Raw genomic sequence first — 26,170 nt, forward strand, 5'->3', positions numbered from 1 at the left:
AGACCCAGTATCCCGTCAAAAAAATGCCGCTCAGACTTAACTGAGCGGCATTGCCACCACGGGGCGGTTTTTTATGTCCATGGCATGGGCGCACCAAGGTGGATTGTTACGGTTTTGGATTCAGCCGAATCACTAGGCGGGAAGCCGCAGACAGTGCTGTAGCACGGCAAGGCGAACCAACGACGTGATACGGGTGAAGGCAAATCCGTATCACACCCCGCCCACCGGGGGCACGGCCTGCACGGGCACCACGCGCATGGCCAGGCAAAAGGGTTGCTCACAGGGCGCACGGCCTGCGTAGGGGCAACCGGGCGTGTCGCAATGGCCGCGCGCACGGCGGCGCTGGTCAGCCTCTTCCTCCTCGCGCCCATAGCCGCTGGCCTGCAGCGCCAGCATCTGCAGCCACGGGTCGTTGCGGGCCTGGAGCTGGTCGCGCCCGTACACCACGCTCGCGGCGGCGCCCTGCCAGGGGGCCAACTCGAGCGACAACAAGGCACTGGTGGCGGCCGCTCGCTCGCCCGCCCCCACACCTGGCTGCAGCACCAGCGCAAAAAGCCCGCTGGTGAGCGCCTGGCTGCGCCCCGCCAAAGCCGCCTGCAGCGTGCCCGATGGCGTGGGGCTGGAGGGTGACGAAGCGGCGGGCAAACTCTGCAGCCACGCAGCAGGCACCCGCAGCGTGGCGGTGAATGCGCGTGGCCCTTGTTCGGTGTGCAACAGGCCCTGGCCTACCAGCCAGGTTTGCAACGGGGGCAGGTCGGGGTCTGCAGGCAGGCCGCCAGCGTCCCCCAGCCCCGCGCCCCAGGGCTGCACCGCCACCACACGCTGGGGTGCGGCGGGGGTCAGTTGCTGCACCAGCGCATCCAACAAACCCCGCATGGCGGGCGACACCCCGCTGGCAGGCCACGCCGCACCCGTCACGCCCCCGGCACCCGCAGCAGCCAGGGTAGGGATGGCCGCTGGTGGCACCGCCACGCCCCGCCCTGGCGGGGTCGCCCCAGTGGGCGGCGCAGCGGCGGGGGTCTGGCCCTGCGCCTGCAGCGCTTGGCTGGCGCGGGGTGAGAGGCTGACACGATCCGCCAGCGTCGGGTCACTGGCGCCCTCGGGCAGCGGCGGGGGAGCCAAAGGGGTGGCGGGATTTGGCGCGGGTAAAGGTGGAACACCGCCCGCGGGGCCACCAGCGCCGGGCACCACTACGCCGGACGCCCCCTTGTCAGCGCCCAGCAGCATGTTTTGCCGCTGCAAAGCGGCTTCGGCCAGCGCCTGCGCCACGGCGGGCACAGGGCTGCGGGGGGGATCCATCTGGATGGACATGGTGGAGCGGTGAACAGTGGCGTGGCCCACCTGCGACCGGCGCCTGTGCAATGTGCAACCGCGCCTGGAGGTGGGAACTGAACGCATTCTGGCCCTGATCCGCCCCGGTGAACAGGGGGCCGGGGCAGTTCAGGCTGCGGGCAACCGTCCCGCCGATTCGCTATCAAATAAATAGCTGGTTGCGCTTATGGGTTGTGCGCTGGAGGCACTTTTTTCCTAAAACCTTCCAGCACTGACCCCAAGCACCTTAGACAGCGAGTGCAGGCTCTGCGGCTGCCGCAGGCGGCTGCGATTCGATGACCCGCGCCAGCAGCGCACCGCTATAGCGCGCAGGCAGCGGAATCCACACGCGCACCGGGCTGCCCTGGGCGACCTGCACGGGCTGGCCTTCCACGTTGCGCATTTCTTGCAGGCGCACGGTAGTGTTGCCGCTGGGGTGCACCACTTCGATGAGGTCGCCCACGGCAAAGTGGTTCTTGGTTTCCACCAGCACCCAGTCGCCCGACAGGCCCGCTTCGGCAATGCCCTCGGTGCCCAGCACCTCGCCCACGTACTGGCTGCGCTGGGTGACGGAGTGGCCGCTGAGGTAGTTCTGGTAGTCGTTGCTGGGGCGACGCTCCAGCAGGCCGCCGGTGTAGCCGCGGTTCGACAGGCCTTCCAGCTCGATCAGCAGCTCGGGGTTGAAGGGGCGGCCTGCCACGGCGTCGTCGATGGCGCGGCGGTACACCTGGGCGGTGCGGGCCACGTAGTACAGGCTCTTGGTGCGGCCTTCGATCTTGAGCGAATCCACGCCGATCTGCGTGAGGCGGGCCACATGCTCCACCGCACGCAGGTCCTTGCTGTTCATGATGTAGGTGCCGTGCTCGTCTTCCATGATGGGCATGAGCTGGCCGGGGCGGCCCGCTTCTTCGATCAGGTACACCTTGTCGGCCTTGGGGTGGCGCTGGCCGCTGCCGGTGGTGGAGAACGATTGCTCGGCCTTTTGCTGCGCGGCCTCGAAGTTGAAGTCGCCTTCCATCTTTTGCGCGATGGCTTCGCCCGTGGTGGGGTCGATGTCGGCGTCGTGCGTGGCGTAGTTCCAGCGGCAGGCGTTGGTGCAGGTGCCCTGGTTGGGGTCGCGGTGGTTGAAATAGCCGCTAAGCAAACACCGGCCCGAGTACGCAATGCACAGCGCGCCGTGCACGAACACTTCCAGCTCCATGTCGGGGCATTCCTGGCGGATTTTTTCGATCTCGTCCAGGCTGAGTTCGCGCGAGAGGATGATCCGCTCCACGCCCATCTTCTGCCAGAACTTCACCGCCGCCCAGTTGGTGGTGTTGGCCTGCACCGAGAGGTGCACCACTTGCTCGGGCCACTTCTCCTTGACCATCATGATCAGCCCCGCGTCGGCCATGATGAGCGCGTCGGGCTTGCAGTCAATCACGGGCTCGATGTCGCGCAGGTAGGTGCGGATCTTGTCGTTGTGCGCAATGAGGTTGCTGGTCACAAAGAACTTCTTGCCGCGTGCGTGGGCTTCGTCAATGCCTTGCTTGATCTGCTCCATGCGGAACTCGTTGTTGCGCGCGCGAAGCGAGTAGCGCGGCTGGCCGGCGTACACCGCGTCGGCGCCAAAGTCGTAGGCGGCGCGCATCTTGTCGAGCGAGCCAGCGGGCAGGAGGAGTTCGGGGGCTTTGAGCGTGGTCATGGGGTGGCCCAATCTAAAAATCGTCAGAGGTCAGGTTCAGCGCGGCATCAGCGGCAGGCCGCCGAGCATGCCCACGGCCTGCGCAGGAAGTTCTTCGGCATCAAACGCCTTGTCGCCATCGGCATCCGCCACGCCGTTGGGCACCAGGCCCTTGAAGTCAAACTGGCGCGTGTCCATGAAGTGCGAGGGCACCAGGTTGCGCAGCGCCACGGCCATGTTCTCGATGCGGCCGGGGTACAGCTGCTGCCAGTCGCGCAGCATCTGGCCGATCTGCTTGCGCTGCAGGTTCTCCTGGCTGCCGCACAGGGTGCAGGGGATGATGGGGAAGTTGCGGATCTCGGCCCAGCGCGTGAGGTCGCTTTCGGCCACATAGGCCAGGGGGCGGATGATGAGGTGGTCGCCCCGGTCGCTTTGCACCTTGGGCGGCATGCCCTTGAGCTTGCCGCCGAAGAACATGTTCAGGAAGAACGTCTGCAGCATGTCGTCGCGGTGGTGGCCCAGCGCGATCTTGGTGGCACCCAGCTCGTCGGCCACGCGGTACAGAATGCCCCGGCGCAGGCGGCTGCACAGGCTGCACATGGTCTTGCCCTCGGGGATGTGCTCTTTGACGACGCTGTAGGTGTCCTGCGTTTCGATGTGGAAGGGCACGCCCACCTTGGTCAGGTATTCGGGCAGCACATGGGCCGGAAAGCCCGGCTGCTTCTGGTCGAGGTTGACGGCGATCAGCTCAAACCGGTTGCCATTGCGTTGCTGCAGCATGCGCAGCACATCGAGCAAGCCATAGCTGTCTTTGCCGCCAGACACACACACCATCACCTTGTCGCCGTCCTCAATGAGGCCAAAGTCGCCAAGGGCCTGGGCCACCTGGCGCACCAGGCGCTTTTCGAGCTTGGTGGCTTCGCGTTCCAACGCAGCATCGGCAGCGGGCGTGGCTTCGTCCGCTTCAACAGGCAAGGCGGCGGCAGTGGGGGTTTCAGCAGTGGAGAGCATGGATCAAGGCGGTGGGGGCCAGCGAAGCACAAACAACAAGGTGCCGCCCATGCGGCACCCCGGACTGCCGCCACCCGTGAAGGCGCCTGCAGCAGCCCCCAGCGGCAAGGCCCTTTGGCCGGGGGATGGTAGCTATTATTTTGATAGCTATTAGCGCTTGCAGATCAAGCGCTGGGGCCGTATTTTCTTACAAACCCGGTTTTTCTCAAACTTCGGCCGGGTAAAACATCTTGCGCGCAGGCACTTTCTCGACCGCCTTGGCAATGGCGCCAATGTGGTCGGGCGTGGTGCCGCAGCAGCCGCCCACGATGTTGACCAGACCTTCGGCGGCAAATTCATGCACCAGACGGCTCGTCACCTCGGGCGTCTCGTCAAAGCCGGTATCGCTCATGGGGTTGGGCAAGCCAGCGTTGGGGTAGCAGCTGATGAAGGTGTCCTCGGCCACACGGTTCAGCTCCTGGATGTAGGGGCGCATCAGCGTGGCGCCCAGCGCGCAGTTCAGGCCAATGGCCAGGGGGCGCGCGTGGCGCACGCTGTGCCAGAAGGCCGTGACGGTCTGCCCGCTCAGGATGCGGCCGGAGGCGTCCGTCACCGTGCCGCTGATGATGAGGGGCAGGCGCTCGCCGCTCTTTTCAAAGAATTCGTCAATGGCAAACAGCGCGGCCTTGGCGTTCAGGGTGTCGAAGATGGTCTCGACCAGCAGCACGTCGGCGCCGCCTTCGACCAGCGCTTCGGTCTGCTCGTAGTAGGCAGCGCGCAGGGTTTCAAAGTCGATGTTGCGCGCGCCGGGGTCGTTCACATCGGGGCTGATGCTGGCCGTCTTGGGCGTGGGGCCGAGGGCTCCGGCGACGAATCGGGGCTTGTCGGGCGTCGAATACTTGTCGCAAGCTGCGCGCGCCAATTGGGCGGAGCGCAGGTTCATCTCGCGCGCCAGGTGGGCCATGTGGTAGTCCTCCTGCGCCACGGTGGTGGCGCCGAAGGTGTTGGTCTCGATCAGGTCGGCACCCGCAGCCAGGTAGCGCTCGTGGATGTCGCGGATCACATCGGGGCGCGTCAGGCTCAGCAACTCATTGTTGCCCTTGACATCGCGGGGAAAGTCCTTGAACCGGTCACCTGCACCGTCTGGCCCGGTGTAGCCCTCGCCCCGGTACTGGGCCTCACCCAGCTTGAAGCGCTGGATCATGGTGCCCATGGCACCGTCAAGGATGACGATGCGTTGGGCGAGGATGTCGGGCAGTTGGGCGGCGCGGGTGTAGTGAAGGGCTTGCATAGGGACGCTATTGTAGAAAGTGCACCCCAAAGGGCCTTGCATGTGGCTTTTTGCAGATTTTTTGCAATCCATTGCGCCGACGACACGGTTTGGCAAAGCAGATGCTTACGATTTCCCCATCACGCATCTACAGCCCACCGCCACATGCATACGAAGAAATCCGCCCCGTCCAGAAACACCACTGCGTCAACGTACGCAACGCGCTTGGTTGACATGCTGCGCCGCCTCAACCAAGGCGAGGCATTGCAGCCAGAAAAACTGGCCGCTGAGTACGAGGTGACCCTCCGCACCGTGCAGCGCGACCTGAATGAAAAGCTGGATTTTCTGGACCTGGAAGTCCAAAACGGCAGCTATCGCGTTGCGGCGTCCAAGCTGGGTTTGCTGTCGCTGCAAGACATCACACGCTTTGCAGAAATTGCGGGGCTGGAAGGCCTGTACCCGCAGTTGGACGACACATTGATCCGCCGCTGGCTGCAAACCAGCTACCAAAACGCCCTGCTGGTGCGTGGCCCCAGCTATGAAGACCTGAGTGGGCACGAAAACACCTTCAACCTGTTGCAGCAAGCTATCGACCGTTGCTGCACCGTCGGTTTTCGCTACCTCAAAACCGATGGCCCCAAGGTGACCCAGCGCCTCAAGCCCTACCAGCTCATCAACCACGACGGCATCTGGTACCTGGCTGCAGTCGATCAAGACAAGCTCAAGTGCTACACGCTCACCAAAATTGAAGCGCCCTTCTTCAACCAAGACGACCCCTTCACCCGTGACCCAGCCATCGACCAAACCCTGGCGGAAGAAGACAGCATCTGGCTGAACCTGCAAAAAACCGAAGTCGTCATCAAAGTGGCCGCCGAGGTGGCCACCTATTTCAAGCAGCGCAAACTCATCGCCGGGCAAAAAACCATCAAAGAGCTGGAGGACGGTGGCCTCATCCTGTCAGGGCAGATTGCACACCCCAACCAAATCTGGCCCACCGTTCGAGCGTGGATACCCCACGTCCGCATCATCAGCCCCGAAAGCCTGCAAGCCGATATGGAGCTGCAGCTCAAGGCCTACCTGAACCTCGCTTAAACGCCCGCCCCAGCGCCCGCTCAAGCGCCCGCAAACATCCCCATTACCCCGCCTGACAAGGAACCACGCCATGAACAACCAACCTTCGCCCCTGGAAACCCTGGCCGCCTTCGCCATCGTATTTGCAGCAGGTGTTGTGTCCACCGCCACGCTAGGCACCTACATCGGCCACCTGCGGCGCAAAGTGGCCAGCAGCCTGGGCCAGCGTAGCGTTGACGATGGATCTTGATTCAGGATGCAACCACCCAACCCGTTCACGCTGAGCCTGTCGAAGCGCCACACCAAGCTCGGCCCAGCGCAGCCCTGACGGGCACTCCAGGTGGAAAGATGCCAAATCAATAAGCCACAGCCCTGCCACATGGCGATGCGGATGACGCGGCAACAAGCCTGCTACCGACTCCACACCGCCTAGAAGGCAACCCGCCCAACACCACATTTTTGAACCTGTGCCCCCGCACAGGCAGGGCGAAGCCTTGCCTGCACACAAGAGCCAACGAACGCATTCACCACTGCCAACTGGAAACACACCATGTCTTACTGCAGAGCCTGCGGACACCAAATCCACGAATCCGCCCTGAGCTGCCCGCAATGCGGAGCCGTGCAAGCGCCCGGCCAGAACGCCCAACCAGCGCAATCCAATCACAGGCCAGATACCCCATTGCCCGGTACCCTGTGGCTACCCGTCCCCGCCCTGGTATGCAGCGCCATCCCGCTGTTAGCCCTGTTCGACCCCAACGGCTGGGACCAAGACCAGCTACTGGGCTCCTTCCTGTTCATCACCACGGCAACCGTGCTGGCCAGCGTCAGCCTGGCCAAGCAGACACGCGGCAAAGGCATGGCCATCGTTGCCCTGGTGATGGCCGCCATTGCACTGCTTGGCACCTGCGGCACCCGGCTTTGAAGGCACCCGCCGCATTACGCCCCAACCCATCTCAACCCTCGGAGCCACCATGGATCAAACCCCAGAAACCATCTCCAGCCAAATGACCTATTGCCATGGCTGCAGCAAACCCCTGCATATCACCGCTGTCGCCTGCCCCCAATGCGGCGCACCACAACGCCAAGGCCGGGCATCACCACCTAACACACAGCTGCCACCAGAGAAAAGCAAAGTTACCGCAGGCATTCTGGCCCTGCTGCTGGGCGGCATCGGCATCCACAAGTTCTACACCGGCGCATGGGGCTGGGGCATCGTCTACATCGTGCTGTGCCTCACCTACATCCCTGCCTTGGTGGCGCTGGTCGAGGGCATTCGCTACCTCACGCTGAAACAGCCAGAGTTCGCACAAAAGGCCGCGCGTATGGACGGACCGTTTGCCTTCTTGTGGTGATAAGCCAACCCCCACAAAAAAACCGCTCACCGCACCTGAAACCCGCCTCACGCCCGCTTAAACTTTAGAAACAATTGGCGTGAGGCTCCTTTTTAACGAGCCCATCAAATGTCTTTCAAACAACCTCTCACCCTGACTGTTGCCACACTCGCCACCCTGCTCAGCACAACGATCAACGCAGAAACCGTTGAAGGATTGCTCGAAAAAGGTGCCACCCACTCCGCACTCTTTTCCGTCAGCCCGGAATCTGGCGACTTGGTGGGATACGCCGTCAAAAACCAATCCCCCGCAGGCAAAGCCATCCTGAAAAATTGCCTTCCCGGCATGCTGTGTAAGGTTGAAAAATCCACCTTGCGCATATTGGATGAGACTTCAGCGCTCACTTTTTCAGAGCAACCCATGGGCTGGTACGAAATCACCAAAGCCCTAGGCCCCATCGGCGTCGAAACACTGGTACACGGCTACGAATCGGCCGTGAAAACCCGCTTTGGCACCGTAAGCGTGCGCGACGACGACAAAGCCCTCCTCTTTAAAGGCAAACCCGTGCAGCCCGCCATCGAAGGCAACAGCAACCTGCATATCGTCGCCCGCTACGAATGGGGCGCAGACGACGTATTGCTGCTGCAAGACACCGGCGGCAGCGCCTGCCTCGCGCAATTCCGCATCGTGCAACTCTCGGCCAAAGGCCTCAAAATATCGCCCGCCTTTGGCACCTGCTCCGACCTCATCTACCCCAGCTTCGATGCGAAAGCAGGCGTGACGGTGACGATGGTGGGGTTCGCCGGGCCGTTTGACAGCGCGGCTGCACAGAAGAAGGCGGGGATGAGCAAGGCGGTGTATCGGTGGGATGGCAAGGGGACGTTGATGGAGAACGGGCTGGTGGTGCGGTGAACCTGCACAAGCCCCTTCAAAGAAAAAAGCCATGCCCGTAGCGCCTCAGCCATCCACTTACTCATGCCCCAAATATCATTGGTCGCGAGGACACAACGACGCGGTGAGCCGTAATTCAATCCAAACATTTGGATACATTGCGGCGCGTACTAGCAGCTTGCGGCCTCTCAGCTCAAAACCATCGCAGGTCGGATGCAGGGTCGCACCGACGAGTCGCGGCCGGATCAAACTTCGGCCAACCAGTCAGCAAACTACAACGGGTATGCATGTCTAACACGAACAAAACCAATCAGCTCTATGACCAAGTGATGCAGCTGGTCGATCAGTCGCTTGCAGCAGTGCTCAAGAAAGACTCAGCGACCAGTAGCAATCAGGATATGGAAAGTGCGATCGCCAGCTCCAGAGTCTTGCTGGAAAAAATGCGCGACCGGACTAATAAAGACATACAGGAGCTGCGCGAGTTGTCCGAATGGGACACGTTCACCATCGCGTTCTACGGTGAGACGAACGCTGGCAAATCCACCCTGATCGAGACGCTTCGCATTCTGCTGGGCGATAGCGACAAGCTCTCCACGCAGCAGCAATTCAGGGATCTAGCCAAGGACCTGCGCGTGGATCCCGAGAACCTTGCGTCGCTCGAGCTGAGCATTCAGAAGCTGCAGGCTCAACTAGCAGACAGCCAACAACATGCCGACCAGATCACACAGCAGTTGGCGGGTGAGGAGCGGCATCAAGCGGCCAGCCTCGACATGCTGAGGGCCACCATCGAGCACAAGCGCAAACAGCTGAACTTTTGGCAGAAGCTGATGCGCATTTTCAAAAAACTGGACGAGGAGAAGGCCCTGCCGGAGCAGGAGCTGGAACTCGTGCAGCTCAAGGCCCGAAACCGGGCCAGACTGGAAGCCATCGCCACCGAGACCGGCAAGATCCAGGCCAAACTGACGGCCAAGACAGGCGAAAAGGTTAACGTGGAAAGCGCGTTCGCGCGACTGGTTCCGCTGCAGGATGGAAGCATCATCGGCAACGGGCGCTCAGACTTCACGCTTCAGTCGCATTCCTACCGCTTCGTGGCCGGAGGCCAGCAGTTCCAATTGATCGACGTGCCCGGCATAGAAGGCGACGAAAAGCAGGTGATGAACGCCATCGACTCGTCCGTCAAAAAAGCCCACGCGGTGTTCTACGTGACGCGCAACGCCACCCCGCCCGGCTCCGGCAGCGACGGACAGGAAGGCACTATCGACAAGATCAAACGTCAGCTGGGCAGGCAGACCGAAGTCTGGGCGATCTTCAACAAGAGCGCCACCAACCCGCAGGTTCTGCAAGGTCAGACCTTGATCAACCAGAACGATGCCGTCGGTCTGGCCGACATGGGCAAATCCTTGGCCGCTTCGCTGGGCACAGAAACCTACAAGGGACATGTCTGCGTCAGCGGCATGCCCGCCTTTCTGGCGGCTGCCACCTGTCTGGTTCCCAACAATCCCCATCTCAGAAACCGTGAAAAGTTCCTCGCATCGATGGGGCGCGATGAAATTCTCCAGCGCAGCGGCATGCATGCCTTCCTCCAGTTCCTGCGTTCGGATCTGTGCCAGAACTTTCAGACCAAGATCCGTGATGCCAATATAAAGAAAATTCGCAGTTGCCTTCAAGACGGCATCAGTCACCTACATCAGGCGCGAGACAACTTCGCCAAAGCTGCACAGAAGCTAGACGTGCAGCAGAAATCCGCCTCCTCTCAAATCGATGGACTGCTTTCAGGGACTGCGCAGAAGCTCAAGAGCGAATGCCATGACGAACTGAGCGGCAAGAAGTCCGCCATGCGCTCAGCAATCTATGACTACATCGAGAGCGACCAGAGCAACGACGATTTCAAGGAATACCTGACAGGTGAGATCGAGGCACTCAAGACCAGCGTCGGCCGGGATCTGGAAGCACGCTTCGCCACGGTATTCAAGTCATTCACCGATGAGGCCGAAACCATCATCCAGAAGAATCAGAATAACGTCAGCGAGATCTTGCACTACACGATCGATGACCCGTTCTCGTCGCTCAAACTGAGCTTCAACACCGACTTCACGATGAGCAATGGAGTCAACGTCGTGGGCCTGATCTCGACGCTGGGCGGTGCTGCGGCGCTGGTCTGGGCATCGTTCCTAGGGTCTAACCCGGTGGGTTGGACCACTGCGGCAGTGATCGGTGCGGTCGGTCTCGTGTTCAGTTTCTACAAGGCCGTGCGCAGCTTCTTTAGCAGCGACTACAAGAAGGAGCAGCAGCGCAAATCCGCTGACGAGAATATCGAGAAGGTGTTCGAGAAGCTCACGGAGATGCTGGACGGCAATCTCGAATCGGCGAGCGCCAAGATCGAGGAGGCGTTGCACTCAACCAAGACCCAGATGCGCATACCCTACGAACAGAGCCTCAACACCAAGGTGGCGCTGGAGGAAATCGCTGTCAAGATGGCCTCGCTGCGGGACAAGCTCGTCTCCAAGCCGGCCTCTACAGCAGCCCCCACGCCGACTACAGAAGCCGCAATCGCCTGAATACCGGAGCAACGTCACATGACCAGCGCAATTAATTCATTCGAACAGCAAAAACAGCAAGCCCTCAAAATTCTGTCCAAACTCAGCACATTCGTGCAGGAAGGAAGCAGTCTGGGCGTCCATGTCCATCCGGATCTCGTAATGAAGTTGGAGAAATCGGTGCGGGAAGCGACGGAGCAGAAGCTCAAGGTCGCCTTGATCGGGGGCTTCTCCGAAGGCAAGACATCGATCGCCGCCGCTTGGCTGGAGGAACTGGATCGCAAGAGCATGAACATCAGCCAGTCGGAGTCATCCAGCGAAGTTCATATCTACGAATACAAGGACCAACTGCAGATCATCGACACGCCCGGGCTTTTCGGCTTCAAGGAAAAAACCAATGCCACTAGCCAGGAAATCGAGAGATACAAAGACATCACAAAGCACTACGTGAGCGAAGCTCACCTGGTGCTGTATGTGATGAATTCCGCCAACCCGATAAAAGAAAGTCACGCGGAGGATCTGAAATGGCTTTTCCGAACGCTCAACTTACTGCCTCGCACCGTGTTCGTTCTCAGCCGTTTTGACGACGTTGCAGACGTGGCGGAGGAAACTGATTTTCAGGACAAATTTCTCATCAAGAAGAACTCGGTAATCAAGCGACTGAACGATGTGCTGGAACTGACTCCGCAGGAACAGAGCGATCTTTCTGTCGTCGCCGTCTCGGCAAATCCCTTCGACATGGGCGTCGACCACTGGTTGCGCAATCTGTCCGAATTCCGCAAACTCTCGCGCATCGGCGTGCTGCAGAGTGCTACTCAACAAAAGATTAAGCGCCATGGAGGACTGATCTCGCTGGCGAATGAAACCCAGAAATCCATCATCTCCGACATCATCACCCAACAACTGCCTGCCGCCAAGGAGGCATACGCTCTGCTGGCGGACGAAGCGCGGCGGATCACCGAGATCAAGCAAAGCCAGGCCCACGAACTGCAAAAAGTTCACGGCAACATCGGGCAAGCACAGACCCGACTTCGTGGTCGCCTGTTACGCTACTTCGAAGATCTGCAACTGCAAACCCGGAAAGTCGGGCTAGCAACCTTCAATGACTTCATGCACCGCGAGATTGGAAATGAAGGTTGCTTGGTGCAGCAGCGCATCCAGGAAATATTCAGCGAGGAAATCGGCAGCATCAACACCGATCTGTACCGCATACAGATGAACGTCAACAACGAGTTAAAGCATTACGACGACGTGTTGAACGCTATGAGCAAAAAGGGCGTCAAGTTCCTTTCACAACCGGGTTTCATCACTAAAGACAATATCCTACTGGCTCGCGATGGGCTAAATGCCGCCACGAAAATGGTGGGACTGGACGTCAGCAAGTATCTCAAGTTCAAACCCTGGGGTGCCACCAAGCTGGCGAACGGCCTCGGCAGCGCGGTGGCGTTTCTGGGCATAGCACTTGAGGTATGGGATAGCTACAAGGAACAGGAGCGTCAGGCACAGTTTGCCAAGGTGATCGAGGGCATGATTTCCAACTTCCAGGAGCAGTCCAAGGAAGTAATTCAGCTGATCGACGCATCTGACTTTGCCGACCGGTTCTTCCCAGCCTTCGTGACTCTCAAGCAGCAACTCAGCTCCATTGACCGTGAGATGGTCGCGCTGCATGAACGCCAAGTGGGGTTCAAGAGGTGGTACGACGACGGCACAGCCATCGACGCTGAGTTTCGCGAGATCAGCAGTCACGACGGAAATCATCAGGCAGCTTGGGAAAGCGTGCCGGAGATCGTGATAGACACCACGCCGATCATTAAAACCATCGAACCAAAGGCTCCGCCCGCAAAGCCTCAAACTGATACTGAACCGGCGAAAAACTCGCTCTGGTCCAGATTGTTCTCCTGATCTCACGGGGTCTTCTGCTACGCATTGAGCGAGGTGCGAGCGCTCATCGCGCTTGATTCTCGCGCTCTCGACACTCCTTGGGAAGATCATCCTTCACAAATGAAGCCGTAGCACCTTTTATTGTGATGGGTATTAGAAGCTGATCAGATCTGCAGAAGGCTGGGTCTGATGGACGTACAGCGAAGTGCCGCAAGCCGAGGCCGCGGGCAAGCCCATGGCAGCATTCGATTCGCTGATTGCTATGACGGCGCTGGAGCATGGCCTGGCCGTGGTGACACGCAACGTGAGCGACTTTGCCCACGCGCCCGCGGTGCAGATCAATCCTTGGGACACAGCACCGGGCGCACAATAAGCACCCCGCACCCACTACTTAGATAATCATTGAGCAGGCTTGAACCGCTCAGGCTGAGCTTGCCCCAGCGCTATGCAGGGCTTCGACAGGCTCATCCTGAACGGTTTTTCAGATTCAAAGATGCCGACCCCATCACCACCAGCAGGGGTACTGATTCGCTTGGAGCCAGTGAAGCCGTTGGGGCCAAGCAATGCACGCCCTGGCTTCGACAGGCTCAGCCCGAACGGACGGTGGGAGTGTGCTTGGCACCGCACAGTTTTTAAGCAAAATTGGCCTCTAGCGCTTATCAAATAATCGCTAACAGCTATCAAAATAAGAGCGATCCTTGTCCACCCGCGCACTGTTAGCACCGTCCCCTGCCCATGCCGTGTTGCAGGACGTCTTCGGCTACGAGCAGTTCCGCGGCCCGCAGCAGGCCATCGTCGAACATGTGATTGGCGGTGGCGACGCCTTGGTGCTCATGCCCACAGGCGGCGGCAAGAGCCTGTGCTACCAGGTGCCTGCCATCGTGCGCCAGCGGCAGGGCCAGGGCGTGACCATCGTGGTGTCGCCGCTGATCGCGCTGATGCACGACCAAGTGGGTGCGCTGCACGAAGCGGGGGTGGATGCGGCGTTTCTCAACTCCACGCTCGACTTTGACGCCACGCAAGACGTGGAATGGCGGCTGCAAACCGGCCAGATCACGCTGCTGTATGCCGCGCCCGAGCGGCTGAACACGCCGCGCTTTCTGGGCCTGCTCGACAGCCTGTACGACAGCGGCAACCTGTCACTGTTCGCCATCGACGAAGCGCATTGCGTGAGCCAGTGGGGCCATGACTTCCGCCCCGAGTACCGGGCGCTCACGCTGCTGCACGAGCGCTACCCGCAGGTGCCGCGCATTGCGCTCACGGCCACGGCCGATGCCCTCACGCGCGAGGACATCATCGAGCGGCTGCAGTTGCAGGATGCACGCCTGTTCATCAGCAGCTTTGACCGCCCCAACATCCGCTACACCATCGTCGAAAAGAAGGACGCCACCACGCAACTGCTGCGCTTCATCGAACGCGAGCATTCGGGCGAGGCGGGCGTGGTGTATTGCCAGTCGCGCAAGCGCGTGGAGGAACTGGCGGCCACGCTGCAGGATGCGGGCATCAACGCCCTGCCCTACCACGCGGGGCTGGACACCAAGGTGCGCCAGAACCACCAGGACCGCTTTCTGCGCGAGGAAGGCATCGTGATGGTGGCGACGATTGCGTTTGGCATGGGCATCGACAAGCCCGATGTGCGCTTTGTGGCGCATGTGGACATGCCCAAGAACATCGAAGGCTACTACCAGGAAACCGGCCGCGCGGGCCGTGACGGGCTGAACGCGGATGCCTGGATGGCCTACGGCCTGCAGGACGTGATGAACCAGCGCCGCATGATCGACGAGAGCCCGGCGGGTGAGGAGTTCAAGCAGGCGTTGCGCGGCAAGCTCGATGCCCTGCTGGCCCTGGCCGAAGCCACCGACTGCCGCCGCGTGCGGCTGCTGGCCTACTTTGGCGAAGCCTCCACGCCCTGCGGCAATTGCGACAACTGCCTGAACCCACCCGCCGTGTGGGATGCCACGGACGCCGCACGCAAGCTCCTGTCCACCATCTACCGCGTGCACCAGGCCAGCGGCATCGGCTTTGGTGCGGGGCACATCATGGACATCTTGCGGGGCAAGAAGACGGACAAGGTGGCGCAGTTCGGGCACGACAAGCTCTCCACCTTCGGCATTGGCGCGGACCTGACCGAGCCGCAACTGCGCGGCGTGCTGCGCCAGCTGATTGCCACCGGGGCTGTCGGCCTGCAGAAGGTGATGCTGGACAGCGGCATGAGTTTTGACACGCTGTGCCTCACCGACGGCTCACGCGCCGTGCTCAAGGGCGAGGTGCCGGTGCAACTGCGCGAATCCGTATCGGCCGCCGCGCCCAAGCGCACGCGCAAGAGCAGCGCCCCACCAGCCGCCGCCGCCAACCTGGGGCCCGACGCGCAGGTGCGCTTCATCAACCTCAAGGCCTGGCGCGCCGAAGTGGCCCGCGAACACAACCTGCCCGCCTACGTCATCTTCCACGATGCCACGCTGGCAGCCATTGCCGAGCGCAACCCCGCTTCGCTGGACGACCTGCAGGGCATCAGCGGCATGGGCGCGAAGAAACTGGAAGCGTATGGTTCTGAAGTGCTGCGGGTGTGCGCGGCAGCGGCCCAATGAAACAAGCACCCACCATGAAAAAGAGGCGCTGCAAGCAGCGCCTCTCAGGCTGACAACTCGACGTTGAGGGCCCGTAGGCCCTCAACGTGCACAGCTTATCGTCAGCCCAGCACGGCCTTCAGTGCGTTGTTGAACGTCTGGCTGGGGCGCATGATCGCGTCCAGCTTGGCCGTATCGGGCAGGTAGTAGCCGCCGATATCGACAGGCTTGCCTTGTACGGCGTTCAGCTCGTCTACGATCTTCTGCTCGTCGGCAGCCAGCTGCTTGGCCAAAGGTGCGAACTTGGCGGCCAGTTCGGCGTCCTCGGTCTGCGCGGCCAGCTCTTGTGCCCAGTACAGGGCCAGGTAGAACTGGCTGCCGCGGTTGTCCAGCTGGCCGGTCTTGGGGCTGGGGTTCTTGTTGTTGTCCAGCAGCTTGCCGGTGGCGGCATCCAGCGTCTTGGCCAGGACCTTGGCCTTGGCGTTGCCGGTCTTGATGCCGAGGTCTTCCAGCGACACGGCCAGTGCCAGGAATTCACCCAGACTGTCCCAGCGCAGGTGGTTTTCTTCCACCAATTGCTGCACGTGCTTCGGAGCCGAGCCGCCGGCACCGGTTTCGTACATGCCGCCACCAGCCATCAAAGGCACGATGGACAGCATCTTGGCCGAGGTGCCCAGTTCCATGATGGGGAACAGGTCGGTCAGGTAGTCGCGCAGGATGTTGCCGGTGGCGCTGATGGTGTCCAGGCCACGGATCACGCGCTCGAGCGTGTAGCGCATTGCACGCACCTGGCTCATGATCTGGATGTCCAGGCCGGTGGTGTCGTGCTCGTGCAGGTACATCTTGACCTTGGTGATGAGCTGCGCCTCGTGCGGACGGTACGAGTCGAGCCAGAACACCACGGGCATGCCGGAGTTGCGGGCGCGGTTCACGGCCAGCTTCACCCAGTCGCGGATCGCGGCGTCCTTGGTCTGGCACATGCGCCAGATGTCGCCTTGCTCCACGTTCTGGCTCAGCAGCACTTCGCCGGTGGCCAGGTCGGTGATGTTGGCCACGCCGTCTTCGGGGATCTCGAAGGTCTTGTCGTGGCTGCCGTATTCCTCGGCCTGCTGGGCCATCAGGCCCACGTTGGGCACGGTGCCCATGGTCTTGGGGTCGAACGCGCCGTGCCACTTGCAGAAGTTGATCATCTCCTGGTAGATGCGGGCAAAGGTCGATTCCGGCATCACGGCCTTCACGTCCTTGAGGCGGCCGTTGGCGTCCCACATCTTGCCGCCGTTGCGGATCATGGCGGGCATGGAGGCGTCGACGATGATGTCGTTGGGCGAGTGGAAGTTGGTGATGCCCTTGGCCGAGTCCACCATCGCCAGCTCGGGGCGGTGCTCATGGCAGGCGTGCAGATCGCGCTTGATCTCTTCCTGCTTGGACTGCGGCAGCGTGGCGATCTTGTTGTACAGATCGACCATGCCGTTGTTGACGTTGACGCCCAGTTCCTCGAACAGCTTGCCGTGCTTCTCGAACGCTTCCTTGTAGAAGATCTTGACGCAGTGGCCGAACACGATGGGGTGCGAGACCTTCATCATGGTGGCCTTCACGTGCAGCGAGAACATCACGCCGGTCTTGCGTGCGTCTTCGATTTCCTTTTCGTAGAAGGCCAGCAGCGCCTTCTTGCTCATGAACATGCTGTCGATCACTTCGCGGTCGAGCAGGCTGACCTTGGGCTTCAGGATGATGGTCTTGCCGCTCTTGGTGATCAGCTCCATCTTCACGTCACGGGCGCGGTCCAGGGTCATGGACTTTTCGCCGTGGTAGAAGTCGCCAGCGTGCATGTGCGAGACGTGCGAGCGCGAAGCCTGGCTCCACTCGGCCATGCTGTGGGGGTTCTTGCGGGCGTATTCCTTGACGGCCTTGGGGGCGCGGCGGTCGGAGTTGCCTTCACGCAGCACGGGGTTCACGGCAGAGCCGATGCACTTGCCGTAGCGGGCCTTGATTTCCTTCTCTTTGTCGTCCTTGGGCTGGTCGGGGTAGTCGGGCAGCGCATAGCCCTTGGACTGCAGCTCGGCAATGGCCGCCTTGAGCTGAGACACCGAAGCAGAGATGTTGGGCAGCTTGATGATGTTGGCATCAGGCTGCAGGGTCTTCTTGCCCAGTTCGGCCAGCGTGTTGGGCACGCGCTGTTCTTCCTTCAGGTACTCCGGAAACTCCCCCAGCACCCGTGCTGCGACCGAGATGTCGCTCTCGGTCACGTTGATACCCGCCGGGGCCGTAAAGCTGCGAACGATGGGCAGGAAAGACGCAGTGGCCAGGCGTGGCGCTTCGTCTGTCAGGGTGTAGATGATGGAGGGTTGCTGTGTACTCATGACTTGTCTCGAGGAACAGGAGTGGAAAAGCCACCGGCCCGCAAAACAGACCAGCGACAGCGATCAAATTCGAATGGTCTCCGATTCTGCTTGCGCCGGGCTGTCTAAATGCCCTTTTTTTGCAATGGATTCTCATAATGCAAAAAAACAGCCATCGGAGGCCAGTTTTTTTACCCAACAGCCCCTCTTTGGCCGCCCCGAACCTCAAAACGCGGGATTTGCGCCCCCACCGGGGCCGCCACGGTCGAGGGCGTCACATCGGGCGCGCCGGGGACACGGCGGCAAACCTGCACGGCCCAGTGGCGCACGCCCTGGCCAGCCAGCTGGTCGCCCAGGGCCTGAAGTTCTTGCGCCTCATACAGCCCGGCGTGCCAGGTGGTGCGGCATTCAAACGCGACGGGGCTGGCCTGCAAAAGGGTCAGCGATTCAAACGCACGGGCACCGCTGCCCGGCACGCCGGTGATGTCGGCATAGCGGTGCTCTGGGCCTTTGATGTCGAGCCCCACCCAGTCGAGCAGGGGCAGCACAGCGGCCAGGCGCTCGGGGTACATGCCGCCGGTGTGCAGGGCCGTGGCAAAGCCCAGGGCGCGCACTTCTTCCAGCGCCTGCGGCAGGCCCGCTTGCAGGGTGGGCTCTCCGCCCGAGAACACCACGCCGTCCAGCAAGCCCTGGCGCTTGCGCAAGAAGGCCAGCACCTGCGGCCAGTCCATCTCGGCGGGCGTGGTGGCGTCGAGCAGTTCGGGGTTGTGGCAATAGCTGCAGCGCCAGGGGCAGCCCTGGCAATACAGCACGGCCGCCAGCCGACCGGGGAAGTCGATGGTGGTCAGCGGCGTGATGCCGCCAATGCGCAGCGTGTGGGCCGGGGCAGGGCTGGGGTTAGCGGGCACAGCCGCGCTCGCTGAAGAACTGGCGCTCGTGGTGCTCGCCCTGCTTGCCCGTGTTGAAGCTGGCCACGGGGCGGTGGTAACCCATCACGCGGGTCCACACCTCGCAGGGCTGGCGTTCGGCGTCGGTCAACTGCACGGCGGCGGCCAGGGCGGTGTTCTCGGTGGTGGAAACGTGGGTCATGGCAAAACTCCTTGGTGGGTGGTTGGGAATCAGGTTGCTTCAAAAACAATAGCTGCTAGCGCTTGATAGATAAGCGCTGGAGCCCTGTTTGGCTTGTACTACGCTGCCAGCTGCGCACGCTTGGCGGCCAGCCGCTCTTCATCGCAGCGCGGGCAGAACGGGTGCTCGCCCGCCAGGTAGCCGTGCGTGGGGCAGATGGAGAACGTGGGCGTGACGGTGATGTAGGGCAGGCGAAAGTTCGTCAGCGCCCGTTTCACCAGCTCGCGGCAGGCGGCGCCGCTGGACAGGCGCTCGCCCATGTACAGGTGCAGCACCGTGCCGCCGGTGTACTTGGACTGCAGCGCCTCTTGCCGCATCAGCGCCTCGAACGGGTCGTCCGTGAAGCCCACGGGCAGTTGGGACGAGTTGGTGTAGTACGGCTGCTCGGCCGTGCCCGCCTGCAGGATGGCGGGCCAGCGCTTTTTGTCTTCCTTGGCAAAGCGGTAGGTGGTGCCTTCGGCGGGCGTGGCCTCCAGGTTGTAGAGGTGGCCGGTTTCTTCCTGGAACTGCGTCATGCGCTCGCGCACGTGGTCGAGCAGGCGCAGGGCCAGCGCGTGGCCAAAGTCGCTGGTGATGTCTTCGCGGCCGTGGGTGAAGTTGCGCACCATCTCGTTGATGCCGTTCACGCCCAGCGTGCTGAAGTGGTTGCGCAGCGTGCCCAGATACCGCTTGGTGTAGGGGAACAGGCCCTGGTCCATCAAGCGCTGGATGAGCTTGCGCTTGGTCTCCAGGCTTTGCTTGCCCAGTTCCATCAGGCGGTCCAGCGCGGCAAACAGGCCCGCTTCATCGCCCGCGTGCTGGTAGCCCAGGCGCGCGCAGTTGATGGTGACCACGCCCAGACTGCCCGTCTGCTCGGCGCTGCCGAACAGGCCGTTGCCGCGCTTGAGCAGTTCACGCAAATCCAGCTGCAGGCGGCAGCACATGGAACGCACCATGTTCGGCTCCAGCTCGGAATTGATGAAGTTCTGGAAGTACGGCAAGCCGTACTTGGCCGTCATGTCGAACAGCAGCTGCGCGTTCTCGCTCTCCCACGGAAAGTCTTTGGTGATGTTGTACGTGGGGATCGGGAAGGTGAACACGCGGCCCTTGGCGTCGCCCGTGGTCATCACGTCGATGTAGGCACGGTTGATGAGGTCCATCTCGGCCTGCAAATCGCCGTAGGCGAAGGGCATTTCATCGCCAGCAATCACGGGCACCTGCTCGCGCAGGTCTTCGGGGCAGGTCCAATCAAAGGTGAGGTTGGTGAACGGCGTCTGCGTGCCCCAGCGCGAGGGCACGTTGAGGTTGTAGACCAGCTCCTGGATGCACTGGCGCACGGCGGCGTAGTCCATACCGTCCTTGCGCACAAACGGCGCCATGTAGGTGTCGAACGACGAGAACGCCTGCGCGCCCGCCCACTCGTTCTGCAGCGTGCCCAGGAAGTTCACGATCTGCCCCACAGCGGAGGACATGTGTTTGGGTGGCCCAGCCTCCACCTTGCCGGGCACGCCGTTCAGGCCCTCGTGCAACAGTGTGCGCAGCGACCAGCCCGCGCAGTAGCCGCTGAGCATGTCAAGGTCATGGATGTGGAGGTCGCCATTGCGGTGCGCATCGCCGATCTCGGGCGTGTAGACGTGCGACAGCCAGTAGTTGGCCGTGACTTTGCCCGCCACGTTCAGGATCAGCCCGCCCAGCGAATAGCCCTGGTTGGCGTTGGCATTCACGCGCCAGTCGGCACGGGTGAGGTATTCGTTGATGGAGCTTTCCACATCCACCAGCGTCTGCCTGTCGGCGCGTAGCGTGGCGTGCTGCTCGCGGTAGACGATGTAGGCGCGCGCCGTGGCCAGGTGGTTGGCGGCAATCAGGGTCTGCTCGGCCACGTCCTGGATCTGCTCCACCGTGGGCGCTTCGCCATGAAAGCGGTGGATCAGCACCTTGGTGACCTGCGCGGTGAGCAACGCGGCTTCTTCAGCGCCATATTCCCCCGAGGCCTGGCCTGCGCTGGCCAGTGCGGCGCGGATGCGTTCTGCGTCAAAAGGAACGCGCTGACCGCTGCGCAAAACGACCTCGCGGGGCAAGGTGACAAGGGTGGATGCCATGGGTTCGACCAATCTACGAGATGGAGTAAAAACACTACCTATGGTGTCCACGATACCCACCAAACACTATAGGTAGTTTGATAAAACACAAACGCACCGGTAAGCAGGGGTAAAAAAACCGGCCCACAGGCCGGCAACAGCAAGGCGCGCAGGCGCAGCGCGGTCAGGCGTGCGCGGCCTCTTGCTCCTCGATGCGGGGGTAGAAATCACGGTCTTCGCGCTGCATGCGTTCGTACACCTTGCGCAACACCACGTTGGCTTCGGCGCGGAAGCCCTTTTCGTCGGTGCGCAGGCTTTCGGCCGTGTTCCAGCGGTGCGCAAAGGCGTCGTAGGCGCTGGCGATCGGGCCCATGTCGCTTTGACTATGTCGCTTTGATACTGGCGGCCCATGCGCGCCAGGCTGGCGTTGCCGCTGCGCTGCAGGGCGGGGTACAGCGCCTGGTCTTCCACCGCAAGATGCAGCTTGATGGTGCTGCTCATAGCAACGATGCGCTGCGCGATTTCGGCCGCATTGCGCTCCACCCCGGCGTGGGTCAACTGCCGCAGCAGATCGATGCTGCGCAGGATGTCGAGATGCTGGTGCTTGAATTTGTCGATGTTCACGGAAGGACTCCTGGGGTGTTGAAACGGGCACGGCGGGTGGTGCGCCAAAGCGCACGCGCCACACCGATGGGACACCCTTGCATCGCAAACTTCAGGCCACCGCACCATGCGTTATGAATCAGAGGCTTGCAGGCATCACGGTCATTTTCACCATCACTATTCATGGTTCAAGATACCCATCCATGGTGATAAATACCCTGGCTGTGGAAGCCGTCTTTGCCGACCTGGTGACCGAGCAGCCGCAAGCCGTGCGCCTGCAGCGCCAGTGCATCCAGGCCGCCCTCGCCCGCCACGGCGGTAACCGGGCGGGCGCCGCCCGCGAGCTGGACATCGACGCGTGCAACCTGCACAAGCTGGCGCGCCGCCTTGCGCTGAAAAATTAGCTATTAAAAACATAGCTGCTGGCGCTTTCTGCATAAGCGCTGCAGACCATTTTTCTTCAAACTTCCGCCCCCCGTAAGATGGCCCCGCCATGATCGACCAACGCCATCGCCAGAACCTCAATGCCTGGCGCGACAGCGGCGCGGTGCAGCTGGCGCCCGTCACCATGCTGCTGGGCAGCAACTCGTCGGGCAAGTCCACGTTGCTGCAGAGCCTGCTGCTGCTCAAGCAGACCGTGGCTTCGCCCGACCGCACCATCCACCTGAACCTGGGCGGGGACGAAGCCAACGACTAATTTCACTTTGGCGGCTTTGATGCGGTGCTGGCACGCGGCGCAGCCGCGCCGTGGCCATCCAGGCGCTGGAACTGGCCACCGTGGCGCGGCGCTTTCGGGCCGTGCGGCGCGAGCGCGACTATGTGTGGAACAAGACCGCGCCAGGGGATGTGGGCAGCGACGGCCGCCAGGCCATCGACGCACTGCTGGCCAACGCCCTGCTGCCGTCCGAGCACCAGGGCAGCGTGCTGCGCAGCGTGTCGCACTGGCCGCAGCGCATGACCGACCTGGCCGACCGCAAGATGGTGGCCGCCGCCCTGGCCGCGCTGGACGCGGGCCACGCCACCCGGATCACCAACGCCGCCGACACCGACTGGATCGACTGCCAGCAGGCCCTGCAAGCCGTGGGGCTGAAGGTGGAAAACCTGCTGCCCGACTGGCTGCAGGCACGCTGGCGCCAGAAACACCCGCCCGTGCGGCGCGCAAAAATAAGAGGATCTATGCCCGATTTCTTCCGCTTCCCCCACACCCCCCACATCGCCTGGCTGGCCACGGGCGCGCCGCGCGACGACGCAACGCCTGGGCCGCAGAGATGGGCTTCAAGACCGTGCCGCGCCTGTACGCAGGCGAAGTCACACTGGACCAGCTGCGCGACTGGGTGCACGCCCACGACAGCCAGTTCCGCCAGGGCCACCTCGAAGGCATCGTGGTGCGGCGCGAGAACGCCGACTGGCTGGAAAACCGCGCAAAACTGGTTCGTGCAGACTTCACGCAGACCATCGAAGCGCACTGGAAGAGCCGGGCGCTGGAGTGGAACCGGGTGGTGTGAGCGACAAGACGCCGCTGATGCACACGGCGCGGTGATTGACATCAAAATGGCTTCTAGCGCTTATGCAGCAAGCGCCAGCAGCTATCATTTTTGAAAAAACCGCCACGCACGGCGTGTGCCCGCCGCCCGTGCGCAGATCAGCCCGTGGCGGCAGGGCCAGGCGCACACTGGATCCGGTTGCGGCCCTCTTCCTTGGCCCGGTACATTGCCGCGTCGGCCCGGTCAATCACTGCGTTCTGGCTTTCGTCACGCCCACGGAAGACCGCCACGCCAATGCTGGCGGTGCATTCATGCCGGATGGACGGGGCGGAGGGCGCGGACTGCAGCACGTAGGGCTCGGCCAGGCGGGTGCGGATCTTCTCCGCGATGGCGACCGCCTGTTCGGCGGCCTCGCCGGGCTGCGTGCTCAGTTCGCACAGCAGCACAACGAACTCGTCACCGCCAAAGCGGGCCACGGTGTCGGCTTCGCGCACGCAGGCTTTCAGGCGCTCGGCCACTTCGATCAGCAGCAGGTCGCCCACACCGTGGCCATAGGTGTCGTTGAGGGGTTTGAAGTTGTCGAGGTCGAGGAACAACAGGGCGCCATGGCGCTGGCTGCGTTTGCTGGCCGACATGGCCTGCTCCAGGTGGTCCAGCATCAGGCGGCGGTTGGCCAGGTGGGTCAGAGGGTCGTGGAAGGCGAGCTGGTGGACCTGTTCTTCCAGGCGCTTGCGCTCGGTGATCTCGCGGGTGATGCCGTGGTAGCCGATGATCTCGCCCTGCGCGTTGCGGTCGGGCTTGGACAGCACCTCTCCCCAGATCAGGCGGCCGTCCTTGCAGCGGTGCTGCACCTCGAAGTTCAGAAACCCGACCGGCGTGCCGGACGCCTCTTCCTGCACGCGGCGCGCGATCATGGCTTTGAGCACGGCCACGCCTTCTTCGTTGAACATGTCAAACACATGGCGGCCCACCACCTCGTCGGCCCGAAAGCCGCGCAGGCGTTCGTCTGCCGGGCTGATGTAGGTGAGGACGAGCTGGCTGTCCGTGCGCCAGAGCACGTCCTGTGCGTCTTCGGTGAGCAGGCGGTACAGGGCCTGGCTTTCTTGCAACGCCTGGGTGCGCTCGGCCACCAGGGCCTGCAATGCACTGTTTTGCTCCTTCAGACTTTGGAGGGGGAACACCTCACCATCCTGCACGCTTTGGTACGGGATGGAATAGCTGCAGTGCGCGATCAGCCACTCGGCACCTTCCAGACGGAAGATCAGCACCAGCCGCGCCACCTCCTTGGCAAGTTGATGCACGCCATTGGGCAGGTGGATGTGGAAGCAGGCGGTTGCGACAACGACGTCGTTGCACAGGTCCTGCAGCGCAAGGTCGAGCATTTCGATGCGGATGCGGCCCGGCACCTGCGCAAAGTCCTGTCGGGTGATGCGCACCCATTCCTCGCGGTCACGGATCAGCCGGCTGTCGCTGCCGGGGTAGCCGGTGACGCTCTGGCTGAAGCGCGCGGTGAGCCGGTCATCCCGTGCGGCGTACATCTCGATGTAATCGTCGAACAACTCGCGGATCTCACGCTGGCGTTCTGGGTGCATGGTCTAAAAAATCCTGGCGCTGGGGCTTTTTCCGGGACAGCGGCCCTGGCTGCTGCAATGTCTCGCGACTATACGCTTTGTTACATTACATCGCTACCCGCCAGTGCGATGAATGTGTGCGTGAGGCGCGTACCGCAAAAATGGATCTCGCCGTGCAACATTTATTGCCACAATGCCGCACATGATCACCCTTCAAGACATCCAGGATGCCGCACTGCGCCTACAAGGCCAGGTGCTGGACACGCCGTGCGTGGAATCCCGAACGCTCTCGCAGATCGTGGGCGCGCAGGTGTTCCTCAAGTTCGAGAACCTGCAGTTCACCGCCTCGTTCAAGGAGCGCGGGGCCTGCAACAAGCTCACGCTGCTCACGGCCGAAGAGCGATCGCATGGCGTGGTCGCCATGAGCGCGGGCAACCACGCGCAGGGGGTGGCCTACCACGCGCAACGCCTGGGCTTGCGCGCCGTCATCGTGATGCCGCGTTTCACGCCGGGCGTGAAAGTGGAGCGCACGCGGGGCTTTGGCGCCGAGGTGGTGCTGCACGGCGACACGCTGGAAGAGGCCCGCGCCCACGCCTACATGCTGTCTGACACGCAGGGCCTGACCTTTGTGCATCCCTACGACGACGAGGCGGTGGCAGCGGGCCAGGGCACGCTGGGGCTGGAGATGCTGCAGGCCGTGCCCGACCTGGACACGCTGGTCATCGCCGTGGGCGGCGGCGGGCTGATTTCGGGCGTGGCCACAGCCGCCAAAGCGATCAAGCCGGGCATTGAGATCATCGGCGTGCAGACTGCGCGCTTTCCGGCCATGGTCAACGCGGTGAAGGGCACGCACCACCCGCAGGGCACATCAACCATCGCCGAGGGCATTGCCGTGGGCACGCCGGGCAAGATCACGCAGGAAATCGTCAAGCGCCTGGTGGATGACCTGGTGCTGGTGGACGAGGGCGACATTGAGCAGGCCGTGCTGATGCTGCTCGAAATTGAGAAAACCCTGGTGGAAGGCGCGGGCGCCGCAGGGCTGGCAGCGCTGCTGCGCTACCCCGAACGCTTCCAGGGCAAGCGCGTGGGCCTGGTGCTGTGCGGCGGCAACATCGACCCACTGCTGCTGGCGGCCATCATCGAGCGCGGCATGGTGCGCTCGGGGCGCCTGGCGCGCATCAAGGTCAGCGCACGCGATGTGCCCGGCGTGCTGGCGCGCATCACCGCCACGGTGGCCGACGCAGGCGCCAACATCGAGGAAGTACACCACCAGCGCGCCTTCACCATGCTGGCCGCACAGAATGTGGAAATTGAGCTGGTGCTGCAAACGCGGGGCAAATCCCACGTCGAGCAGGTGCTGGACCAGTTGCGCACCGCCGGCATGGAAGCCGCGCTCATGTGAGCGCCACGCGGCACAACGCAACCCCGTGGCAGAACCGCTAGAATCGGCCAACTTTCAGCATTGGAGCAATCACC

Annotated in this window: 23 protein-coding genes and 2 pseudogenes; 14 read left to right on the plus strand and 11 right to left on the minus strand. The window is 62.3% G+C overall.

What is annotated here, in order from left to right; all coding sequences use genetic code 11:
• Positions 1-210 precede the first annotated feature (210 nt).
• From IHV84_RS17720 to IHV84_RS17735, 4 genes are all read right to left on the minus strand, one after another.
• Entirely contained in the window at positions 211-1,311 is a 1,101-nt protein-coding gene (locus IHV84_RS17720) for a hypothetical protein (protein ID WP_198847849.1), read from the minus strand.
• A gap of 247 nt (positions 1,312-1,558) precedes the next feature.
• A complete protein-coding gene (gene yegQ / locus IHV84_RS17725) occupies positions 1,559-2,995 on the minus strand; it encodes a tRNA 5-hydroxyuridine modification protein YegQ (RefSeq protein ID WP_198847850.1) in 1,437 nt (478 codons plus the stop codon).
• A 36-nt stretch (positions 2,996-3,031) separates the two neighbouring features.
• Positions 3,032-3,985 (minus strand): tRNA 2-thiocytidine(32) synthetase TtcA, encoded by a 954-nt coding sequence (ttcA, locus tag IHV84_RS17730; protein ID WP_233100106.1) that lies wholly within the window; start codon positions 3,983-3,985, stop codon positions 3,032-3,034.
• A gap of 205 nt (positions 3,986-4,190) precedes the next feature.
• A complete protein-coding gene (locus IHV84_RS17735; protein WP_198847851.1) occupies positions 4,191-5,255 on the minus strand; it encodes a homocysteine S-methyltransferase family protein in 1,065 nt (354 codons plus the stop codon).
• A 213-nt stretch (positions 5,256-5,468) separates the two neighbouring features.
• Here IHV84_RS17735 and IHV84_RS17740 point away from each other — a divergent pair, with 213 nt between their 5' ends.
• The 4 genes from IHV84_RS17740 (at position 5,469) to IHV84_RS17755 (ending at position 7,657) form a co-directional block, all read left to right on the plus strand.
• A complete protein-coding gene (locus IHV84_RS17740) occupies positions 5,469-6,326 on the plus strand; it encodes a YafY family protein (RefSeq protein ID WP_233100107.1) in 858 nt (285 codons plus the stop codon).
• A 70-nt stretch (positions 6,327-6,396) separates the two neighbouring features.
• The gene (locus tag IHV84_RS17745) at positions 6,397-6,555 is read left to right on the plus strand and encodes a hypothetical protein (RefSeq protein ID WP_170207432.1); all 159 of its coding nucleotides are present in this window, start codon (positions 6,397-6,399) and stop codon (positions 6,553-6,555) included.
• A 300-nt stretch (positions 6,556-6,855) separates the two neighbouring features.
• Positions 6,856-7,227, plus strand: coding sequence for a zinc ribbon domain-containing protein (locus IHV84_RS17750; RefSeq protein WP_198847853.1), 372 nt, complete (start codon positions 6,856-6,858; stop codon positions 7,225-7,227).
• A gap of 49 nt (positions 7,228-7,276) precedes the next feature.
• Positions 7,277-7,657: a TM2 domain-containing protein gene (locus IHV84_RS17755; protein WP_198847854.1), complete on the plus strand. Its 381-nt coding sequence runs from the start codon at positions 7,277-7,279 to the stop codon at positions 7,655-7,657.
• 104 nt (positions 7,658-7,761) lie between these two features.
• Here IHV84_RS17755 and IHV84_RS20520 read toward each other — a convergent pair whose 3' ends face one another.
• A complete protein-coding gene (locus IHV84_RS20520) occupies positions 7,762-8,058 on the minus strand; it encodes a hypothetical protein (protein WP_233100108.1) in 297 nt (98 codons plus the stop codon).
• On the opposite strand from IHV84_RS20520, the gene IHV84_RS17760 reads away from it, so the two are divergent.
• The 5 genes from IHV84_RS17760 to recQ all read left to right on the plus strand — a co-directional run bounded on the left by IHV84_RS17760 (position 8,057) and on the right by recQ (position 15,533).
• Positions 8,057-8,548, plus strand: a complete 492-nt coding sequence (locus tag IHV84_RS17760) for a hypothetical protein (protein WP_233100109.1) — start codon at positions 8,057-8,059, stop codon at positions 8,546-8,548. The genes IHV84_RS20520 and IHV84_RS17760 overlap by 2 nt on opposite strands.
• Before the next feature lie 266 nt (positions 8,549-8,814).
• Positions 8,815-11,085 (plus strand): hypothetical protein, encoded by a 2,271-nt coding sequence (locus IHV84_RS17765; protein WP_198847855.1) that lies wholly within the window; start codon positions 8,815-8,817, stop codon positions 11,083-11,085.
• An 18-nt stretch (positions 11,086-11,103) separates the two neighbouring features.
• Positions 11,104-12,966 carry a LeoA/HP0731 family dynamin-like GTPase gene (locus IHV84_RS17770; RefSeq protein WP_198847856.1) on the plus strand — a complete coding sequence of 621 codons (1,863 nt, stop codon included), beginning with the start codon at positions 11,104-11,106 and terminating at the stop codon, positions 12,964-12,966.
• Positions 12,967-13,180: 214 nt separating this feature from the next.
• A complete protein-coding gene (locus IHV84_RS17775; RefSeq protein WP_233100110.1) occupies positions 13,181-13,318 on the plus strand; it encodes a hypothetical protein in 138 nt (45 codons plus the stop codon).
• A 325-nt stretch (positions 13,319-13,643) separates the two neighbouring features.
• Positions 13,644-15,533, plus strand: a complete 1,890-nt coding sequence (gene recQ, locus IHV84_RS17780) for a DNA helicase RecQ (protein ID WP_233100111.1) — start codon at positions 13,644-13,646, stop codon at positions 15,531-15,533.
• A gap of 101 nt (positions 15,534-15,634) precedes the next feature.
• On the opposite strand, the gene IHV84_RS17785 is transcribed toward recQ, so the two are convergent.
• The 5 genes and pseudogenes from IHV84_RS17785 to IHV84_RS17805 all read right to left on the minus strand — a co-directional run bounded on the left by IHV84_RS17785 (position 15,635) and on the right by IHV84_RS17805 (position 21,624).
• Positions 15,635-17,872 (minus strand): NADP-dependent isocitrate dehydrogenase, encoded by a 2,238-nt coding sequence (locus IHV84_RS17785; protein WP_198847857.1) that lies wholly within the window; start codon positions 17,870-17,872, stop codon positions 15,635-15,637.
• Positions 17,873-18,042: 170 nt separating this feature from the next.
• A complete protein-coding gene (locus tag IHV84_RS17790) occupies positions 18,043-18,759 on the minus strand; it encodes an anaerobic ribonucleoside-triphosphate reductase activating protein (protein ID WP_244939159.1) in 717 nt (238 codons plus the stop codon).
• Positions 18,749-18,940: an anaerobic ribonucleoside-triphosphate reductase gene (gene nrdD, locus IHV84_RS17795; RefSeq protein ID WP_044397112.1), complete on the minus strand. Its 192-nt coding sequence runs from the start codon at positions 18,938-18,940 to the stop codon at positions 18,749-18,751. Before nrdD ends, IHV84_RS17790 begins: the two co-directional genes overlap by 11 nt.
• Positions 18,941-19,038: 98 nt before the next feature.
• Positions 19,039-21,057, minus strand: coding sequence for a ribonucleoside triphosphate reductase (locus IHV84_RS17800; RefSeq protein WP_198847858.1), 2,019 nt, complete (start codon positions 21,055-21,057; stop codon positions 19,039-19,041).
• A 163-nt stretch (positions 21,058-21,220) separates the two neighbouring features.
• Positions 21,221-21,624 (minus strand): annotated as a pseudogene (locus IHV84_RS17805) (hemerythrin domain-containing protein).
• Here IHV84_RS17805 and IHV84_RS20525 point away from each other — a divergent pair.
• The 4 genes and pseudogenes from IHV84_RS20525 (at position 21,514) to IHV84_RS20530 (ending at position 23,238) form a co-directional block, all read left to right on the plus strand.
• Positions 21,514-21,777, plus strand: a complete 264-nt coding sequence (locus tag IHV84_RS20525; RefSeq protein ID WP_233100113.1) for a hypothetical protein — start codon at positions 21,514-21,516, stop codon at positions 21,775-21,777. The pseudogene IHV84_RS17805 and the gene IHV84_RS20525 overlap by 111 nt on opposite strands.
• Before the next feature lie 140 nt (positions 21,778-21,917).
• Positions 21,918-22,043, plus strand: a pseudogene (locus IHV84_RS17810) (helix-turn-helix domain-containing protein); the annotation flags it as partial.
• An 89-nt stretch (positions 22,044-22,132) separates the two neighbouring features.
• Positions 22,133-22,336 (plus strand): hypothetical protein, encoded by a 204-nt coding sequence (locus IHV84_RS17815; protein ID WP_198847859.1) that lies wholly within the window; start codon positions 22,133-22,135, stop codon positions 22,334-22,336.
• Positions 22,337-22,386: 50 nt separating this feature from the next.
• Positions 22,387-23,238, plus strand: a complete 852-nt coding sequence (locus IHV84_RS20530; RefSeq protein ID WP_233100112.1) for a hypothetical protein — start codon at positions 22,387-22,389, stop codon at positions 23,236-23,238.
• 43 nt (positions 23,239-23,281) lie between these two features.
• Here the strand turns inward: IHV84_RS20530 and IHV84_RS17825 are convergent, their stop codons facing one another.
• A complete protein-coding gene (locus IHV84_RS17825; RefSeq protein WP_198847860.1) occupies positions 23,282-24,715 on the minus strand; it encodes a diguanylate cyclase domain-containing protein in 1,434 nt (477 codons plus the stop codon).
• 181 nt (positions 24,716-24,896) lie between these two features.
• On the opposite strand from IHV84_RS17825, the gene IHV84_RS17830 reads away from it, so the two are divergent.
• The gene (locus IHV84_RS17830; protein ID WP_198847861.1) at positions 24,897-26,096 is read left to right on the plus strand and encodes a threonine ammonia-lyase; all 1,200 of its coding nucleotides are present in this window, start codon (positions 24,897-24,899) and stop codon (positions 26,094-26,096) included.
• Positions 26,097-26,170: the final 74 nt, after the last annotated feature.

Source organism: Acidovorax sp. IB03, assembly GCF_016406015.1.
In the GTDB taxonomy this organism is placed as follows: domain Bacteria; phylum Pseudomonadota; class Gammaproteobacteria; order Burkholderiales; family Burkholderiaceae_C; genus Acidovorax; species Acidovorax temperans.

Excerpts from the sequence above, each read along its gene's own strand:
- IHV84_RS17720 (WP_198847849.1), bottom strand. The coding sequence starts at position 1,311 with ATGTCCATCCAGATGGATCCCCCCCGCAGCCCTGTGCCCGCCGTGGCG.
- yegQ (WP_198847850.1), bottom strand. The coding sequence starts at position 2,995 with ATGACCACGCTCAAAGCCCCCGAACTCCTCCTGCCCGCTGGCTCGCTC.
- ttcA (WP_233100106.1), bottom strand. The coding sequence starts at position 3,985 with ATGCTCTCCACTGCTGAAACCCCCACTGCCGCCGCCTTGCCTGTTGAA.
- IHV84_RS17735 (WP_198847851.1), bottom strand. The coding sequence starts at position 5,255 with ATGCAAGCCCTTCACTACACCCGCGCCGCCCAACTGCCCGACATCCTC.
- IHV84_RS17740 (WP_233100107.1), top strand. The coding sequence starts at position 5,469 with ATGCTGCGCCGCCTCAACCAAGGCGAGGCATTGCAGCCAGAAAAACTG.
- IHV84_RS17745 (WP_170207432.1), top strand. The coding sequence starts at position 6,397 with ATGAACAACCAACCTTCGCCCCTGGAAACCCTGGCCGCCTTCGCCATC.
- IHV84_RS17750 (WP_198847853.1), top strand. The coding sequence starts at position 6,856 with ATGTCTTACTGCAGAGCCTGCGGACACCAAATCCACGAATCCGCCCTG.
- IHV84_RS17755 (WP_198847854.1), top strand. The coding sequence starts at position 7,277 with ATGGATCAAACCCCAGAAACCATCTCCAGCCAAATGACCTATTGCCAT.
- IHV84_RS17760 (WP_233100109.1), top strand. The coding sequence starts at position 8,057 with ATGGGCTGGTACGAAATCACCAAAGCCCTAGGCCCCATCGGCGTCGAA.
- IHV84_RS20520 (WP_233100108.1), bottom strand. The coding sequence starts at position 8,058 with ATGGGTTGCTCTGAAAAAGTGAGCGCTGAAGTCTCATCCAATATGCGC.
- IHV84_RS17765 (WP_198847855.1), top strand. The coding sequence starts at position 8,815 with ATGTCTAACACGAACAAAACCAATCAGCTCTATGACCAAGTGATGCAG.
- IHV84_RS17770 (WP_198847856.1), top strand. The coding sequence starts at position 11,104 with ATGACCAGCGCAATTAATTCATTCGAACAGCAAAAACAGCAAGCCCTC.
- IHV84_RS17775 (WP_233100110.1), top strand. The coding sequence starts at position 13,181 with ATGGCAGCATTCGATTCGCTGATTGCTATGACGGCGCTGGAGCATGGC.
- IHV84_RS17785 (WP_198847857.1), bottom strand. The coding sequence starts at position 17,872 with ATGAGTACACAGCAACCCTCCATCATCTACACCCTGACAGACGAAGCG.
- nrdD (WP_044397112.1), bottom strand. The coding sequence starts at position 18,940 with ATGACCCACGTTTCCACCACCGAGAACACCGCCCTGGCCGCCGCCGTG.
- IHV84_RS17800 (WP_198847858.1), bottom strand. The coding sequence starts at position 21,057 with ATGGCATCCACCCTTGTCACCTTGCCCCGCGAGGTCGTTTTGCGCAGC.
- IHV84_RS20525 (WP_233100113.1), top strand. The coding sequence starts at position 21,514 with ATGCAGCTTGATGGTGCTGCTCATAGCAACGATGCGCTGCGCGATTTC.
- IHV84_RS17815 (WP_198847859.1), top strand. The coding sequence starts at position 22,133 with ATGATCGACCAACGCCATCGCCAGAACCTCAATGCCTGGCGCGACAGC.
- IHV84_RS17825 (WP_198847860.1), bottom strand. The coding sequence starts at position 24,715 with ATGCACCCAGAACGCCAGCGTGAGATCCGCGAGTTGTTCGACGATTAC.
- IHV84_RS17830 (WP_198847861.1), top strand. The coding sequence starts at position 24,897 with ATGATCACCCTTCAAGACATCCAGGATGCCGCACTGCGCCTACAAGGC.